The sequence below is a fragment of the Streptococcus sanguinis genome, from assembly GCF_008329445.1.
GTDB classification, from domain to species: domain Bacteria; phylum Bacillota; class Bacilli; order Lactobacillales; family Streptococcaceae; genus Streptococcus; species Streptococcus sanguinis_O.
This window is the reverse complement of record NZ_VIBR01000005.1, coordinates 118,113-133,362: the sequence shown is the minus strand read 5'-3', so window position 1 is coordinate 133,362 and position 15,250 is coordinate 118,113. Positions and strand designations below refer to the sequence as shown.

Annotated in this window: 15 protein-coding genes; 3 read left to right on the top strand and 12 right to left on the bottom strand. The window is 43.2% G+C overall.

Annotated features, from left to right (window positions below):
* The first annotated feature begins 14 nt into the window (after positions 1-14).
* Positions 15-890, top strand: a complete 876-nt coding sequence (locus tag FKX92_RS11045; RefSeq protein WP_002899663.1) for a DUF975 family protein — start codon at positions 15-17, stop codon at positions 888-890.
* A 17-nt stretch (positions 891-907) separates the two neighbouring features.
* On the opposite strand, the gene FKX92_RS11040 is transcribed toward FKX92_RS11045, so the two are convergent.
* The 3 genes from FKX92_RS11040 to polA all read right to left on the bottom strand — a co-directional run bounded on the left by FKX92_RS11040 (position 908) and on the right by polA (position 4,676).
* On the bottom strand, positions 908-1,420 hold the full coding sequence (locus FKX92_RS11040; RefSeq protein ID WP_149566335.1) for a kinase: 513 nt from the start codon (positions 1,418-1,420) through the stop codon (positions 908-910).
* A gap of 1 nt (position 1,421) precedes the next feature.
* Positions 1,422-1,859: a CoA-binding protein gene (locus tag FKX92_RS11035; RefSeq protein WP_149566334.1), complete on the bottom strand. Its 438-nt coding sequence runs from the start codon at positions 1,857-1,859 to the stop codon at positions 1,422-1,424.
* Between the two features lie 174 nt (positions 1,860-2,033).
* A complete protein-coding gene (polA, locus tag FKX92_RS11030) occupies positions 2,034-4,676 on the bottom strand; it encodes a DNA polymerase I (protein ID WP_149566333.1) in 2,643 nt (880 codons plus the stop codon).
* Positions 4,677-4,774: 98 nt separating this feature from the next.
* Between polA and FKX92_RS11025 the strand changes: the two genes are divergently transcribed.
* The gene (locus tag FKX92_RS11025; protein ID WP_149566332.1) at positions 4,775-5,317 is read left to right on the top strand and encodes a histidine phosphatase family protein; all 543 of its coding nucleotides are present in this window, start codon (positions 4,775-4,777) and stop codon (positions 5,315-5,317) included.
* A gap of 78 nt (positions 5,318-5,395) precedes the next feature.
* A complete protein-coding gene (locus tag FKX92_RS11020) occupies positions 5,396-5,872 on the top strand; it encodes a YcxB family protein (RefSeq protein WP_149566331.1) in 477 nt (158 codons plus the stop codon).
* Positions 5,873-5,919: 47 nt separating this feature from the next.
* On the opposite strand, the gene FKX92_RS11015 is transcribed toward FKX92_RS11020, so the two are convergent.
* The 9 genes from FKX92_RS11015 to FKX92_RS10975 form a co-directional block, all read right to left on the bottom strand.
* The gene (locus FKX92_RS11015) at positions 5,920-6,534 is read right to left on the bottom strand and encodes an HAD-IA family hydrolase (RefSeq protein ID WP_149566330.1); all 615 of its coding nucleotides are present in this window, start codon (positions 6,532-6,534) and stop codon (positions 5,920-5,922) included.
* Positions 6,531-7,808, bottom strand: coding sequence for an MATE family efflux transporter (locus tag FKX92_RS11010; protein ID WP_149566329.1), 1,278 nt, complete (start codon positions 7,806-7,808; stop codon positions 6,531-6,533). The genes FKX92_RS11015 and FKX92_RS11010 overlap by 4 nt, the downstream gene beginning before the upstream one ends.
* A 182-nt stretch (positions 7,809-7,990) precedes the next feature.
* Entirely contained in the window at positions 7,991-8,926 is a 936-nt protein-coding gene (locus FKX92_RS11005) for a YitT family protein (protein WP_004190308.1), read from the bottom strand.
* Positions 8,913-10,667 carry an aspartate--tRNA ligase gene (gene aspS / locus FKX92_RS11000; RefSeq protein ID WP_149566328.1) on the bottom strand — a complete coding sequence of 585 codons (1,755 nt, stop codon included), beginning with the start codon at positions 10,665-10,667 and terminating at the stop codon, positions 8,913-8,915. Before aspS ends, FKX92_RS11005 begins: the two co-directional genes overlap by 14 nt.
* A gap of 169 nt (positions 10,668-10,836) precedes the next feature.
* Positions 10,837-11,049: a hypothetical protein gene (locus tag FKX92_RS10995; protein ID WP_149566327.1), complete on the bottom strand. Its 213-nt coding sequence runs from the start codon at positions 11,047-11,049 to the stop codon at positions 10,837-10,839.
* Between the two features lie 212 nt (positions 11,050-11,261).
* The gene (locus FKX92_RS10990) at positions 11,262-12,656 is read right to left on the bottom strand and encodes an IS1182 family transposase (protein ID WP_149566326.1); all 1,395 of its coding nucleotides are present in this window, start codon (positions 12,654-12,656) and stop codon (positions 11,262-11,264) included.
* A 108-nt stretch (positions 12,657-12,764) separates the two neighbouring features.
* A complete protein-coding gene (locus FKX92_RS10985) occupies positions 12,765-13,613 on the bottom strand; it encodes a hypothetical protein (RefSeq protein WP_149566325.1) in 849 nt (282 codons plus the stop codon).
* Positions 13,614-13,674: 61 nt separating this feature from the next.
* On the bottom strand, positions 13,675-14,910 hold the full coding sequence (locus FKX92_RS12075) for a hypothetical protein (RefSeq protein ID WP_187759434.1): 1,236 nt from the start codon (positions 14,908-14,910) through the stop codon (positions 13,675-13,677).
* A gap of 42 nt (positions 14,911-14,952) precedes the next feature.
* Positions 14,953-15,243, bottom strand: a complete 291-nt coding sequence (locus FKX92_RS10975) for a peptidase (protein WP_149566324.1) — start codon at positions 15,241-15,243, stop codon at positions 14,953-14,955.
* Positions 15,244-15,250: the final 7 nt, after the last annotated feature.

The following is a 15,250-nucleotide window of genomic DNA, read 5'->3' as shown; positions in this document are numbered from 1 at the left end:
CAAATGGAGGAATTATGAATCTAAGCAACATCAGAGCTCAGGCTCGTACTGTCCGCGGTCAAACGAGAGGGATTTTTCTTTTGTTTACGGCCCCAACCCTTGTCAGCATCCTCAGCATCTTACTTTCCCTCAATGACAATCTAAGAGATTCCATTCCCAACCTAACTTTTAGCCAGTCCATCTATCTTCTCATTAGTAAAAATCTTTTCCCGACAACAATTCAGTTTATCTTGACTTTGCTACTGCTTTCTGCCAGCTATACCATGATGAGGGTTCTTCGTAAGACAAAGGATGATGTCAACTTTTCAGATATAGGACATCTTTTTACGAGCAAGACTTTCACACCTGTCTTCAAGACGGTTTTACTCAAGCAGCTGCTGATTTTTCTTTGGAATATTCCTATGTTCTGCGGGAGTCTTCTAGCAATCTTTAATGCTTATAAAATCCTCTCTATTTCGGAAAAAATCCCAGCCCATACAGTAGTGACGGCTCAAAGTGCTGCAGGCCAGCAGATTCTTCAATACACCCCTGGTATGTTACTGGGAACCCTCTTGATATTCACTGGCTTAGGTATTGCCATCCCTCAGTACTATGCTTATGCTCAAGCAGAGTTCATCCTCTATGACCAGCTTGAGGCTGGGAGTTACCAGGGAGCTTTCTATGCTATCCGTCAAAGCCGGAAGCTAATGAAAGGCTATAAAGGAAAGCTTTTTATGCTTAATCTGAGCTTCATCGGCTGGAATTTATTGGCCAGATTAACTTACGGCTTGCTGAATTTTATAGTTCTCCCTTATACAGCGACTGCTTACATTCTCTTTTATGAAGAATTGAAAAAAGAAAACGCAATCTCACATGAAAACAACCCACAGGCACAGGACTCCTTGTCCTAAGCTTGTGAGTTGTTTTTTTATTTACTATTATATTCTGTCTTGTCCAGGGCAGAGCAGATTTTGTCAAAGGCTGCCTCTAGTGAATCCTCATCTGTAAAAAAGACTTCCTCTTCCCAGTCTAAGAAGTCTCGGTCTTTCCACCAGCGCTTCATGTCGGCTGGGGTAAATTCTTCTTGTTTCGCTCTAGTCTGATGGCGACGGACAGTTTCTTCAAAGGATAGGTCATAGTAGTAAGCAAAGACCTGCGGAGCGAAGAGCTTTTTCAACTCCTCTAGCATCTGTCCATAAATGTCTGTCTCATAAAATCCTTCTACCAGAACCAGCAAATCATGCTCGTAGCCGAAGCGAGCCAGTGTTTCCGTCAGGTCAATAGACAAATTTCCCGGCTCAACTTTTTCCTTGAGCATGTCTCGTCTAATAGTGTCTTGCGATATCAAGAGAGTCCCTCGGCCGTAGTGAGTCTGCAGTTTTCTGGCCAGGCTAGACTTGCCAGAGCCGGAATTTCCACGAATGATAACTAACTTGGCCATCTTATTCGCCCAGAATCAAGCGGGTATGCTCGCGCTTAATGCAGCGATCCATGACAATATCATCCCGACCGGCTGTCCGCAAAATCTGCTCAGCCTCCTCGCTCTCCAAGCCCAACTGAGCCCAGAAAATCTTGGCATCCGACTGCAGAAAATCCAGTGCCACATCCGGCAAAAACTCACTGCGACGGTATACATCGACAATATCCACCGGGAAAGGAATGTCTTTAAGACTGGCATAAACAGTCTCACCAAAAATCTGACCGCCCGCTGCCCGCGGATTGACTGGAATAATGCGATAGCCCCGCTCCTGCATCTCCTTGGACACACGGTTGCTGGTCGTTTCTTCACGGTCAGACAGTCCGACAACAGCAATCACTTTGCTGTTTTTCAAATAATGCTTGACGATTGCATCACTGGGATTTTGAAAATGATAAGTCATGGGCTTCCTCCTCATTCATAATAAAGCTAGATAGTTTTGCAAGTATTGTGTCCTAACTGAATCTGGGCTAAACACGAGCTAAAACCTTGGAAAATAGATAATCCGTTCTATGGCATCGATCCTTCGTCCGGATTCCTAATTTTCAGTCGGTTTTGACGCTCTTTGTATCTTATCTTACTTCGCCTCGTACCAAGTTTGGCCGGCATTTTCATCAGCCACTAGTGGAACGGCCAGCTCAATCGCAGCTTCCATAGTTTCTTTGACTAGCTGGCGGACGGCTGTTAGCTCGTCATTTGGCACTTCCAGCACGATTTCATCGTGCACCTGCAAGAGCATGCGAGACTTGAAATTCTTCTCTGTCAGAGCTCGGTCCAGATTAATCATAGCGACTTTGAGAATGTCTGCGGCGGAGCCTTGGATTGGGCTGTTAATAGCTGTGCGCTCCGCAAAATTTCGGATGTTAAAGTTGCGGGAATTGATGTCCGGTAAGGAGCGACGGCGATGGTAAATGGTCTCTACATAGCCCTTATCACGCGCTTCGCGGACGATGGTTTCCATATAATTCTTGATACCAGGGAAACGCTCAAAATAAGTCTGAATATAATCTTTGGCAGCCTTGCGGGAAATTCCCAAATTATTGGCCAGTCCGAAGTCTGAAATTCCATAAACAACTCCGAAGTTGACAGCCTTGGCATTACGGCGGTCATTAGGTGTCACATCCTCTGCCTTTTCAATACCAAAGACCCGCATGGCGGTAGCCGTGTGAATATCTTCTCCATGTTGAAAGGCAGCAATCAGATGCTCGTCCTGCGAAATGTGAGCCAGCACCCTCAGCTCAATCTGGGAATAATCCGAGCTGAGAAGTACGCTGTCTGCCCACTCTGGCACAAAGGCCTTGCGAATGAGACGCCCCTGCTCCAAACGAACGGGGATATTCTGCAAGTTCGGATCAACCGAGGACAAGCGGCCCGTTTGAGTCAAATCCTGAACATAGCGAGTGTGAATCTTACCGTCAGCCGCTATCGCCTCCTGCAGGCCGATGATATAAGTGGACTGGAGCTTGCTGATTTGACGGTATTCCAGAATCTTAGACACAATCGGTGCTATCGGTGCTAAACGCTCCAGCACGCCAACCGCTGTCGAGTAGCCTGTCTTGGTCTTTTTGGTATACTCCAGCGGCAAGCCCATATCCTCAAAGAGAATGGTTCCCAGCTGTTTTGGTGAGTTAATATTGAACTCCTGACCAGCCAGATCATAAATCTCCTGCGTCAGACTTTCCAGCGTCTTTTCATTTTCCGCCTGCATGCCCTGCAGGGTTTCCCGCTCAACCTTGATTCCCGCAATCTCCATCTTGGCTAGGACAAAGGCTAGTGGCTGCTCCATTTCAAGCAACAAATCCAGCTGATCGTGGGAACGGAGCTGTTCTTGCATTGGCTCTTCTGTTTCCAGCAACACTTGGATTTTACGAGCTAGATGCTCAAAGAGCTGCTCTTGCTCCGGCAGAGCACGCTTGGCCCCCTTGCCATAAACCTCATCATCCGTCGGCAGGATTGTTTGGCCGTAGAGGCGAGCAATAGTCGCCAGCTCATTATCCTCGACCGTCGAAAGCAGATACTTGGCTAGGCGCGCATCAAAGGCTGCTACTGGCAGTTCGATACCATAATGACTGAGCAATACCTTGGCCCGCTTGATATCGTAAGTTTTCAGAGCTGTTTCTGCCAAAAACTCCTGAAAGAGAGGTTGCTGTAGTAAATCGCTGGAACCGACATAAATCTGACGGCTATCGCCCCAGGCAAGGCCGACAATCTCTTCCTTGTGATAGTTGTCACCCAAGATTTCAAAATAGAAGAATTGCTCTGGTACCAGCATATCCGCTGTCACCTCAGTCACTTTGGTAAATTCAATTGGTTTGACTTCTACTGGCTCCTGATTAGTTCCTAGCTGAGCCTTGAGCTGCTTGAAGCCCATCTCGTCATAGAACTTGCTCAGAGCCTCTACCTGCGGACCCTTATAAACTAAATCATCCAGTCCGATTTCAATCGGAGCCTGAGTATTGATAGTAGCTAGAGTTTTAGATAAAAAGGCCTTGTCCTTGTCATTGATCAGATTTTCCTTCATCTTGGAAGCCTTGAGCTGGTCAATGTTTTCATAGAGATTTTCCAAAGAGCCGTACTCCAAGAGGAGCTTGAGACCAGTCTTCTCACCAATCTTGGTCACGCCGGGGATATTATCCGACTGATCGCCCATCAGCGCCTTGAGGTCAATAAACTGCTCTGGCGTGATGCCCATCTTTTCCATGAGGTAGGCTGGGGTAAATTCCTCAAACTCGGCCACGCCTTTCTTAGAGATCTCCACCACGGTATTATCATCCGTCAGCTGAATCAAGTCTTTATCGCCACTGACAATGGTCACATCATAAGGCACAGCTGTCTTTTCAGCCATCTTGTCCAAGGTTCCGATGATGTCATCCGCCTCGTATTGAGCCAAGTCATAGAAGTGAATGCCCAGGTGCTTCAACATTTCTCGGATAAAGGGCAGCTGCTCACGAAATTCATCCGGTGTCTTGGCCCGACCAGCCTTATAGTCGGCGTACATCTCGGTCCGGAAGGTCGTCTTACCAGCATCAAAAGCTACCAGGACATGAGTCGGCTGCACGCGCTCCAAGAGATGATTGAGCATGAGGTGAAAGCCATAAATGGCATTGGTATGCAGGCCCGATGGACTCTTGAAACGGTCAATTTGATTATAAAGCGCAAAAAAAGCGCGAAAAGCAACGGACGAACCGTCGATTAATAATAACTTATTCTTTTTTTCCATAGGTTTATTATAACACGAAAGGCGGACAAAGGCAGAAAAGGCGGCGTGAAAAATAGGTAGAAAATGAATGAAGATTTAAATTTTGCTATAATCATTTTATGAACAACACCTACTATTTTATCCGTCATGCGCATTCTAACTATACACCTGATGAAATCAACCGACCATTATCAGACAAAGGGCGAGAATCCTTGGCACAGCTTGACTTTTTAGCAGACAAACCCATTACCGCCATTTATTCCAGCCCCTATCAAAGAGCCATCCAAACGATTGAATCTTTGGCTCAGAGTCTGAAACTCGCTATTCAAACCGACAAACGGCTAATAGAGCGAAAGCTAAGCAGCCAAGTAATTACGGATCAAGACTTTGAAAAAGCCCTCATGAAACTTTGGTCACAGCCAACATTTTCACTTGTTGGTGGCGAGTCTAATCAACAAGCTCAACAGCGAGCCTTAGCTCTTCTTCATGAACTGGAAAGCAAACATCAAGACGAAGAGATTATCATTAGCTCTCATGGTAACCTTATCTGCATTTTACTAAGCGCATTCGACTCCAGCATTGATTATAACTTCTGGCATAATCTTTCCATGCCAGATGTGCTAGTTTTAGGTAAAAACGAAAAAATCACTCACCTCCTATAAAATATCGTATCGCCTAGCAAGGCTCGGCTAAATCTTATCGCTCATATATGGTATAATAATAAAAACTGGAGGTAAAAGATGTTTCCAATCCGTATTACAACTCTTATGACTGAAGAAGTTTATAAAAGATTTTCATGGGCTATTCTCATACGACGAAAAGGATTTGTATTATACATAATCATACTGATAATCGGGCTGTTCACCTACGTAATGCTCGGCCCATTAGAGGAAAAGATAATATCCATCATACTGGCTCCCCCTATTTGCGCCTCCGTGTACTATTTTGGCATGAATTATCAGATAAAGAGGGCTTATCAAAAAAATCCTTTATTTCAGAACATGGAGGTCACTCTGATATTTGACAGAGAGGCTTTTATCGCAAGAAATATACGCGGAGAATTTCACTATACCTATGATGATATTGTCAAAGTCATTATGACAAAGCAAGATTTTTATATCTTGATAGGAGAGAACACTGGTTTCGCAATTGAAAAAGAAAACTGTTCTCCAGAGGCTCTTGAGTTCTTGCTAGAACTTCACATTGAGCATATGTAAAAGAAAAAGCAGGCTAGACTGACAGTAGATCAGTTCTGGTCTGCTTTTTATCTTGTAAATAGTTGCTTGATATCCACCAACTTCTCTATTTTCTGATTGATTTCTGGTCGGTAGTCACAGAAGTTAATGCTCTGGATGCCACTGTTGACTGCGACATCCACATCCAGGGTCCGGTCGCCGATATAGTAGGTTTCCTGCTTATCCAGGCCATACTTCTCGATCAGATAATCGACACCTTCTGGGTGAGGCTTGCGCTCAAAGCCATTGGCTGTTGTAATGATTTCTGTAAAATAGTCATGAATGCCCAAGTCTTCCAAGATTTGGTGGGCATTGAGCCCCTTGTGGGTATAGACAAACTGGGTGATGCCCTGCTCCTCAGCCCAAGCCAGTATCTCCGCTGCTCCCTCCATCAGATGGATCTGAGCATTTTTCTCCTTTAGGCTTGCTCCACGAAAGACATTCATCTCGGCAGCATCCAGCCCCTTCTCAGACGCTACTTTTTCCAAGAGCTTCTGGACAGAGTGCTTTAGGATATAGCTGTGAATACTCGCTCTGTCAAAGTCCAGACCATAGTGAGCGTAGGTTTCCTCAATCCCCGCCAAAATAGCATCGTAGGAATCCAGCAAGGTGCCGTCCAAATCCCAAATAAACGCTTTTTTCATGTGATTTCCCTCATTTTTCTGTCAAATAAAACCTTTAAAAATAGCCAGCGGAAGCCATTGTCCAAGAGCATCCCAGTCCAGACTCCTGGCAGACCCAAGCCAAAGGTCACACCCAGCAAGTAACCGGCAATAATACGAATCAGCCACATGCCAACAGTCGTGGCATAAAAAGGCAGTCTGGCATTGCCCAGACCCTGCCAGATAGCTGTGTAAATCACGGTTCCCACTGCCATGGGAGTTCCCAGCAGGGAGAAAAGCATGACCGAAAGACTGGCTGTGATAGCTCCGCTATTATCCGTATAGAGCAAGGTCAGTGGCCGACCAAAAACGAAAATTCCTAGAGCCACGGGCAGCATGCAAGCAAAAGACAGCCAGAAGGTCCGCTGGCGAATCAGACCGACCTCTTGCATATCTCCCTCACCTACCGCATGCCCCACCAACATGACTGTTGCTGTTGCGACCCCGAAGATTGGCATATAATTAAACTGCGTCAGAACTTCACCGATGGCATTCCCCGCTACTGCGTCCGTCCCAAAGACGACCACAATGGCGATAATAACTACATCACCAGCCCGCATCATGAGCCGTTCTCCAGCAGCCGGCAGAGACAGGCGCAAGAGCTCTCCATCTAAGCCCCAGCTCCAGCGGATCATGGACAAATCCAGCTCCCGCCAGAGAATCAGCATACCGACCAAACGAGCCAGCACCGTTCCCAGCGCTACACCGAAAATACTAAGCCGAAAGACGTAAATCCCCAGACCGGAAAAGAGGGCATTGAGGACATTGGTCAGAAGACTGACATACATGGGAAATCTAGGATTGCGTGTAACTCGCACTAAAGCTCCAAAAGAAGTCATCAAGCCTAGCAGAACAATAGTCCCACCAACCAGAGCCAGATAAAGACCGCCTGCTTCAGCCACCGCCTTTTCTGTCCCCAGAAGATCCAGCATCTGCCTGCCAAAGAGCAGGGAAATCAGCCCCAACAGAAGGCTCAGAAGCAGCGTCAGCTTGATAGCCTCGGCTGTATGATAGGCCAAACGCTCCTTGTCCCCTTGAGCCAGAGTTTTGGAGATGAGACTGGAAATAGCAGCCCCCAGAGCGATAAAGATTGCCTGATAAATCGTAATGATGTTGCCGGCCACCGAGACACCGGAAATCGCAATCAGCCCAAGACTGGCTACCAGATAGCTGTCGACCATTCCCATGAGCATCTGTAAAAAGTTCTCCGCCATAGCCGGCAAGGCAATATTCATAATTTTTTTATAGGTCGTCATAATCTGAAAATCTCCTGCATTTGTATATCCTTTCTTACTTGCAATATCTACTCTCCACCATAGAGAATAGAAAGCGGTGGGACTATTGTCCTACCGCATATGAATCTCCTATCACAAAACCTTATTTTAAGCACAAACTCCCACACTATACTACTTCGCATTCCCAAGATTAATGAATATCTTCACTCCTCAACAAAGAGTCCCAAGATATGGACATTGTCTGCAACGGAGACGAAGGCAGCTGGGTCGGTCTGCTTCATGATTTGCTTAAATTCATTAAACTCAGCTCGGGTAATAACCGTCACCAGAACAGCTTTTTTCTCATGATTATAAGTTCCCTCAGCACCATGGATTACTGTCGCCCCACGATGCAGCTTATTGTGAATCTTATCAATCACCCTATCTGGATGACTGGTGATAATCATTGCCTGCATGCGCTTCTGCTTGGTAAAGACAGCATCTGTCACTCGGCTTGATACAAAAATAGTAATCATGGAGTACAGCGCATATTCCCAGCCAAAGGTCAAACCCGCAATCAGCATAATAATCCCATTGACAATCAAGGAAATATTCCCGACATTCCGACCTGTTTTTTTCCGAACAGTCAGACTGACAATATCAGTCCCACCGCTGGAAATACTGGACTTAAGGGCAAAGCCAATCCCTGTGCCCATGACCACACCACCGAAAAGGGCGTTGATAATAGGATTATCAGTCAAAGTCACTTCCGGCACAAACTGGATAAAAAGCGAGCTCATGGTAACCGTGATAAAGGTGAAAATGGTAAATTTATGCCCAATCTGGTACCAAGCCAGGATCATCAGCGGAATATTGATGGCGTAAAAAGTCACAGAAACCGGAATGGTAAAACCAAAGAAACGAGTACTGAGGGCAGTAATGACCTGCGCCAAACCAGTCGCCCCGCTGGAATAAACATGCCCCGGCTGAAAGAAGAAATTGACTGCGACAGCTGACAAAAAGCCATAGACAAGCGAGGCAGAAATCTTCTCATCGTACTTCTCACGCGAGATACTCTTTAAAGACCGCAAAATCTTAAAATTATAAGCAAATCTGCGGACATAATAGCGAAAGAGTTTGTAAAAATTAGTCTTCTTCATGTGCTTCCACTTGTAAACTTAATTCCTCTAGTTGAGCTACCGACACTGGACTAGGTGCCTGTGTCATTGGATCAGAAGCCTTATTATTTTTCGGAAAGGCGATGACTTCGCGGATATTTTCTTCACCAGCCAAGAGCATCACAAAGCGGTCCAAGCCCAGAGCCAAGCCACCATGCGGTGGAAAACCATAGTCCATAGCCTCCAAAAGGAAGCCAAACTGCTCAGCAGCTTCTTGAGCTGAGAAGCCAAGTGCCTTGAACATCCGCTCCTGCAAGTCTTTCTGGTTGATCCGAAGACTGCCGCCGCCCAGTTCATAGCCATTGAGGACGATATCATAGGCCACAGCCCGCACCTTGCTCAGGTCGCCTTCCAGCTCTTGCTCAGAATCTTTCTGAGGCAGGGTAAAAGGATGGTGGGCACTCATGTAGCGACCCTCTTCTTCTGACCATTCAAACATGGGCCAGTCCACCACCCAAAGGTAGTTAAATGTATCTTGGTCAATCAAGTCCAGCTCTTTGGCCAAGCGTACACGAAGAGCTCCCAAAGCAGCGTTTGCCACTTCCAAAGTATCAGCAACAAAGAGAATTAGGTCATTATTTTCAAGCTGTAAAGCTTCTGTCAACTGACTTGTCAAGTCTGTCAAGAACTTAGCAACTGGACCAGCCAGCTCACCATCAGCCACTTTCACCCAAGCAAGACCTTTAGCACCATGCTGTTTCGCTTGTTCTGTCAGCTTGTCGATATCCTTGCGAGAGTATTTATCTGCAGCATTTTTCACTACGATAGCTTTGACAGCTGGAGCTTCTGAAAAGACCTTGAAGTCAACTCCCTTGACAAGCTCTGTCAAGTCCTGCAACAACATCTCAAAACGGGTATCAGGTTTATCAACCCCATAAAGAGCCATGGCATCATCATACTTCATACGCGGGAAAGGCAGAGTCACCTCAATACCCTTGGTCTCTTTCATCACACGAGCAATCAAGCCTTCTGTAATGTCCTGAATCTCCTGATCAGACAAGAAAGAAGTCTCCAAGTCTACCTGAGTAAACTCTGGCTGACGATCACCGCGCAAGTCCTCATCTCGGAAGCATTTAACAATCTGGTAATAACGGTCAAAACCAGCGTTCATCAAGAGCTGCTTGGTAATCTGCGGACTCTGAGGCAGAGCATAAAAATGTCCCTGATGAACCCGGCTAGGTACCAAGTAATCACGCGCTCCTTCTGGCGTTGACTTAGATAGGAAAGGTGTTTCCACATCAAGAAACTCCAGCTCATCTAGATAGTTGCGGATAGAGTGAGTCACCTTGGCACGGAGCTTGAAGTTTTCCAGCATCTCTGGCCGGCGTAAGTCCAGATAACGGTAGCGCAAACGCGTATCGTCATTCACCTCGATGCCGTCTTTGATTTCAAAAGGCGTTGTCTTGGCTGTGTTTAAGACAGTCAGGCTTTCCACATGTAGCTCCACGCTTCCTGTCGCCAGCTTGTCATTGGCCTGCTCACGCGCAGCCACCTTACCTGTCACCTCCAGCACATACTCACTGCGCAGGCTTTCTGCGGTCGCCATGACTTCAGCAGCCACAGTCTCAGGATTGATGACCAGCTGCATAATGCCTTCGCGGTCGCGCAAATCAATGAAAATCAGACCGCCCAAATCCCGACGGCGAGCTACCCAGCCCTTTAAAGTGACTTCCTGACCAACATGTTCCTTGCGAACACGCCCAGCATACATAGAACGTTTCATCTTTACTCTCCAAATTTTTAATTCTGTTACTATTTTACCACAAAGCGCCTAAGAAAGCCCTTCTGTCCGTTCTTTTTCTAAAAAATATTAAAACACCGCATGACTAATGCTGACATTTATGAAAGTAGGCCTGAGGCGAAGACCCCAGACCCACTGTCAGCTCTATAGATTATTCCTTTTTCTTGCTATCCTCATAGAGACTAGGTGCAAATGCTTTTGTCACCATGGCCGTCACGAAGCGAAAACCACCCGCTGCCAGACCAAAAATCGGCGCCAAAGCACGGAAGAAAAAATCCCCCCGCATAAATAAACAAAGCAGACCAGTAATCACAAAGATAGCCAAGCCCTGCACCAGAACCACCAATAATATTTTCTTCATCATTCCCTCAACTTTCTATAGACTATTATAGCATAAGGGGGAAGGATGGGGTTAGAAAATTTTGCGTTTTTGGACAATAGAATGTGACTAAAAGATATAAATCTAATAATAAGGATAAAAAAACAATAATCTGTTTATGTTAAAAAATGAAGATATTAATCTTCATTTTAGACCGAAGACAAACATTCCAAATGGTGTTTGTCTTTTTCTGTTTGTCAGGCTAATATTTCATCTTTTGATAGAATAATGGTCATTTGAACAAAATAAAAAGGCTTGTCCACCCTCATTTTTACTAGTTTTTTAAGATTCAAACATGCCAAAGTAAGCCCAACCTTATCTTCTATCTTGGACTTGCCTTTCTCTCTTGTATAACGGAGGTTGTGGTATTCTTTGGCTGTCCCAAAGAGCCGCTCGATGGTTTCTTTGCTCTTCTTATAGAGCTCCTTCATCCCTCTTTTGTATCGAATCTCTTCACAAAATTCAAGGTCATCTTTCCATACATGTCTTGTGATGACTTTCTGCTGATTCTGGCTCTGGGTACAAACGGATAATAGGGGACAGGCGACACATACTTTTGGGTGACTCTTATACTCACGGTAGCCTGCTCGGGTCGTCGTGCGATAGGCTAATACTTGGTTCTCTGGACAGAGGTAACAGTCATAGAAAGCATCATAAACAAAATCACTGGGTCTTAAGTTCCCCCTTACTCCCTTGGGGCGGGTATAGGGGAAGACAGGGATGATGTTTCGCTGTAATAAATAATGGGCAATGGCTGGGGTCTTATAGCCTGAGTCCGCAATAATGTAACGTGGGGAGAAAGCTTCTAACTTTGAAAAAAGGGCAGGGAAAGCCTGACTGTCATGAACATTTCCTGCTTCAACACTATAAGCCAAGGCCCAGCCATGCTTATCACACGCTACTTGGGCAGAATAGGCAAATACTTCCTTGTGTTGACCCTTGTGGAACCAACCACTCTCAGGATCTGTCGTTGAGATTTTCTTTTCTTTAGCCTCGCTTTCTTTTGCGGGCTTTAAGGACTTTTTTTCGTGTTTTCTCCTATCTACATCAATCTCAACTTCCAATTGCTCCCTCATAAATTTAGCTTGTTGGGCAACCATTTCCTTATGATACTTGTGACTGTTAGCGGCCGCTTTGATATAGGTACCATCCACAAATATTTCCGAAGGATCAATTAAACCAGCACATAAAGCTTGATGGAGTACTTGTGAAAATATCTCAGTCATCAGTGCTTTATCTTGAAAGCGACGACTGTAATTCTTTCCATATGTGGTAAAATGAGGCACCTTGTCATCCAAGCTTAGTCCAAGAAACCAACGATAAGCTACGTTTACTTCAATGTCTTTAATGGTTTGGCGCATAGAGCGAATGCCATAAAAACATTGAATCAAGGGAATTTTGACTAACATGACGGGATCGAGACTAGGACGACCATTATCTGGACTATAGGTATCTTCAACTAAGTCATAGATAAAGTCAAAATCAACCTCTGATTCCACTTGGCGAAGAAAGTGATCCTCTGGGACCAATTCGTCTATCGTATAGAAGCCATATTGGCAGCGATGATAATCTGGTTTTTCTTTGTGAAACATAACTTGCACCTCACAACTTCTCTTACCTCTATGATACTACTTTACAAAAAGAAAAGCCCTTAGAAAATTGTGTGCTAAGGACTTTGTCTTCAATCTGAAATGAAGATATTAATCTTCATTTTTTAACGATTCCTTATATCTCTGAGAATCTTTACCGTACCATTCTTCAACAGAGTATCCTGATAGTTGTCGGTAATCTTCTAAGTATTTTTGAAGATAGTAACCTTGGAAATTGTCAACTGCTAAAGCATACCCAAAATAAATTAAGGGAAGAAAAAATATTGGAATAATGGCCTTCCCGATTGAATTAATAATTCCATCTTGTTGGATAATATCAGAATTTGGAAAAACAATACGTAAAATAATTGATATTAAAATAATGAGTCCACCGTACTTTTTAGCAAACGAAACAAAGCGATTGATGAAATCAGCCGTTGGATTTGAATAATTTCGCTGTTTATACAAAATTTCAAGTGTATTTCTCTGGAAGCTTTGAAATAATCCAATAAAAAAGATGATGAAAAAGGAAGTATACAACACACTAGATAAAATTCCACCTAATATCATTCCTGCACCTGATATTCCTATTACTAAAAATTGCGTATAGAGGATTGTAATCATAAGATACATCCACTTATTGAAATAGTAGTAAGATAAAACTGACTGATTCTTTATTTTCCTCACATCATTTAAGTAGGAAAAAAGAATGATAAATCCTAAACCAAATACAATACCGTTTATTAAGCCTATATTCAATGAGAAAAACTGCAATTTTTTAGAACCAAGAGAAATACTTAGAAGAAAGAATAAAAATAGAAAAAATTGCATTGTAAAAAATCCCAAAATCTTTTTCCCATAACCTTTTTCATTAAAATCCTCTAGTGAAGTTTTGATATACTTGTCTGTTACTAGGTTCATACTTTCTTCTAGTGAAGCATTAAAAATCGTTTGTTTCAAAATTGTAAGTCTCCTTTCATCAAAAATATATTAATTTATGTTTTAGATATAAAGAATATTCTCATGAACCAAATAAATCATTTAATAGAGGAAATGATACTCCCGTAGCTGATCTTACTATCATATAAGTTGCTGATGTTGGATCCCCTAAATCATCTATCCTGTCATAAGTCCAATTCTTTACATCTTTCTTCATATTAGGATAGAAGAAGTGCTGTACAACTGTGTTAATTAAACCAATACCGCCACCAACAAGAGCTCCCGGTCCGCCAGCAATTTTACTACCGATAAGCGCTCCTTCTACAAGGCCCATGGAAAGTATTGCATCAACAGTTCCACCAACTATCGCTTTCCCAGTATGATGATAAGCTTTGCTCTTTGGGTCCGTAAATTCATTTACTGAGGATGTTACTGCAGTTAATCCAAGTGTAAGCCAAGGGTTCGTTATCGCCTTTCCGATTTTTGTATTAGCAAGTGCAGTCATCCATTTCACAGGTTGCAGTTCCCCGATTCTACCGATCCATTCAGCCACTTTCTTTCCTTTATCTAAAAGTTGCCAACCATTAGTTTCAGAAAGCTTAATTAATGTATTTAAGAATTTATCTTGAATGAAACCAGGGGCTTTATCTAAAATATTTACAATATTTTGGTTCGAGAAAATAGTATCAATTACTTTTTCAAAATTTCCCAATCTACTCCAGTCATCAAATTTGTATAGAATAGACCAGATAATACTTGAAGCTTTACTATTTTCTCCAAGAATCTTTTGAAAAGTTGGGTCGCTTAAAAATTTTTCCAAAGCTTTCATTGGATTTGTTTTCGCAAGCGCTAAAAGCCCCCTCACAATTGCATTGTTTGTAAAATCCTTACCTAATTTATTTATTAGAAGCTGAAGTTCTCTACTAAATTTTTCAGATTCGACATTTCTGTTAATTACAGAAATAGCAGAAGCTACAGTTTGGGATCCAACGCCTTTTGAAATATCCGAAAATTTCCCGCTGTATTGTTTATCAAGACTGACAACTCCATTTAGAGGATTACTTCCCCCTTCTCCTGCCATATTTGTTAATTTAGTTTCATATTCTTTAAGTGTTTTTAACTTTTCTTTAGCTCCTGTATAAGAAGCAAATCCCTCTACAACACTAGAATCTTGTGAGTCTAGTTTACCAATATTCTCGCTGACTTTATTTAAAAAATTATTTTCAACATTAGTAATAAGTTCTGAGATTTTTCCTTTAAATTCACTTGATTTGTTATAATATTCGCTCATTGGAATATTAAATACTCCATCTGCCATCGTGTTTGCTCCTTTTTATATTGATAATTATTACGTTAGCATTTAAGGTTTGACGACTTTAGCAGCTGTTTTATCTGCTTGCTTTATGATATTCTCAATTGATTTAGCGTTCGTATTTGTTGTCTGCCAATTGTTCTTTGCTTTCGTTAGTTTTGAAGTTAAGTCATCAATAGCAGTTTCTAATGCATCGGCTGCCTCTCCTTTTAGAAGAGAAGAAGCCGAGCTTTTTACGTTACCTAATTCAGTAATTAAATCATCAAATCCATCTCCAATTTTTTTCAACTCTGATTGAAATTGCTGGTGTTGATATGAATCATATTGTATTTTCCCCATTATCTGT

Bases quoted from the DNA above. Each gene is read 5' to 3' on its own strand.
- FKX92_RS11045 (WP_002899663.1), top strand. From the start codon at position 15: ATGAATCTAAGCAACATCAGAGCTCAGGCTCGTACTGTCCGCGGTCAA.
- FKX92_RS11040 (WP_149566335.1), bottom strand. From the start codon at position 1,420: ATGGCCAAGTTAGTTATCATTCGTGGAAATTCCGGCTCTGGCAAGTCT.
- FKX92_RS11035 (WP_149566334.1), bottom strand. From the start codon at position 1,859: ATGACTTATCATTTTCAAAATCCCAGTGATGCAATCGTCAAGCATTAT.
- polA (WP_149566333.1), bottom strand. From the start codon at position 4,676: ATGGAAAAAAAGAATAAGTTATTATTAATCGACGGTTCGTCCGTTGCT.
- FKX92_RS11025 (WP_149566332.1), top strand. From the start codon at position 4,775: ATGAACAACACCTACTATTTTATCCGTCATGCGCATTCTAACTATACA.
- FKX92_RS11020 (WP_149566331.1), top strand. From the start codon at position 5,396: ATGTTTCCAATCCGTATTACAACTCTTATGACTGAAGAAGTTTATAAA.
- FKX92_RS11015 (WP_149566330.1), bottom strand. From the start codon at position 6,534: ATGAAAAAAGCGTTTATTTGGGATTTGGACGGCACCTTGCTGGATTCC.
- FKX92_RS11010 (WP_149566329.1), bottom strand. From the start codon at position 7,808: ATGACGACCTATAAAAAAATTATGAATATTGCCTTGCCGGCTATGGCG.
- FKX92_RS11005 (WP_004190308.1), bottom strand. From the start codon at position 8,926: ATGAAGAAGACTAATTTTTACAAACTCTTTCGCTATTATGTCCGCAGA.
- aspS (WP_149566328.1), bottom strand. From the start codon at position 10,667: ATGAAACGTTCTATGTATGCTGGGCGTGTTCGCAAGGAACATGTTGGT.
- FKX92_RS10995 (WP_149566327.1), bottom strand. From the start codon at position 11,049: ATGATGAAGAAAATATTATTGGTGGTTCTGGTGCAGGGCTTGGCTATC.
- FKX92_RS10990 (WP_149566326.1), bottom strand. From the start codon at position 12,656: ATGTTTCACAAAGAAAAACCAGATTATCATCGCTGCCAATATGGCTTC.
- FKX92_RS12075 (WP_187759434.1), bottom strand. From the start codon at position 14,910: ATGGCAGATGGAGTATTTAATATTCCAATGAGCGAATATTATAACAAA.
- FKX92_RS10975 (WP_149566324.1), bottom strand. From the start codon at position 15,243: ATGGGGAAAATACAATATGATTCATATCAACACCAGCAATTTCAATCA.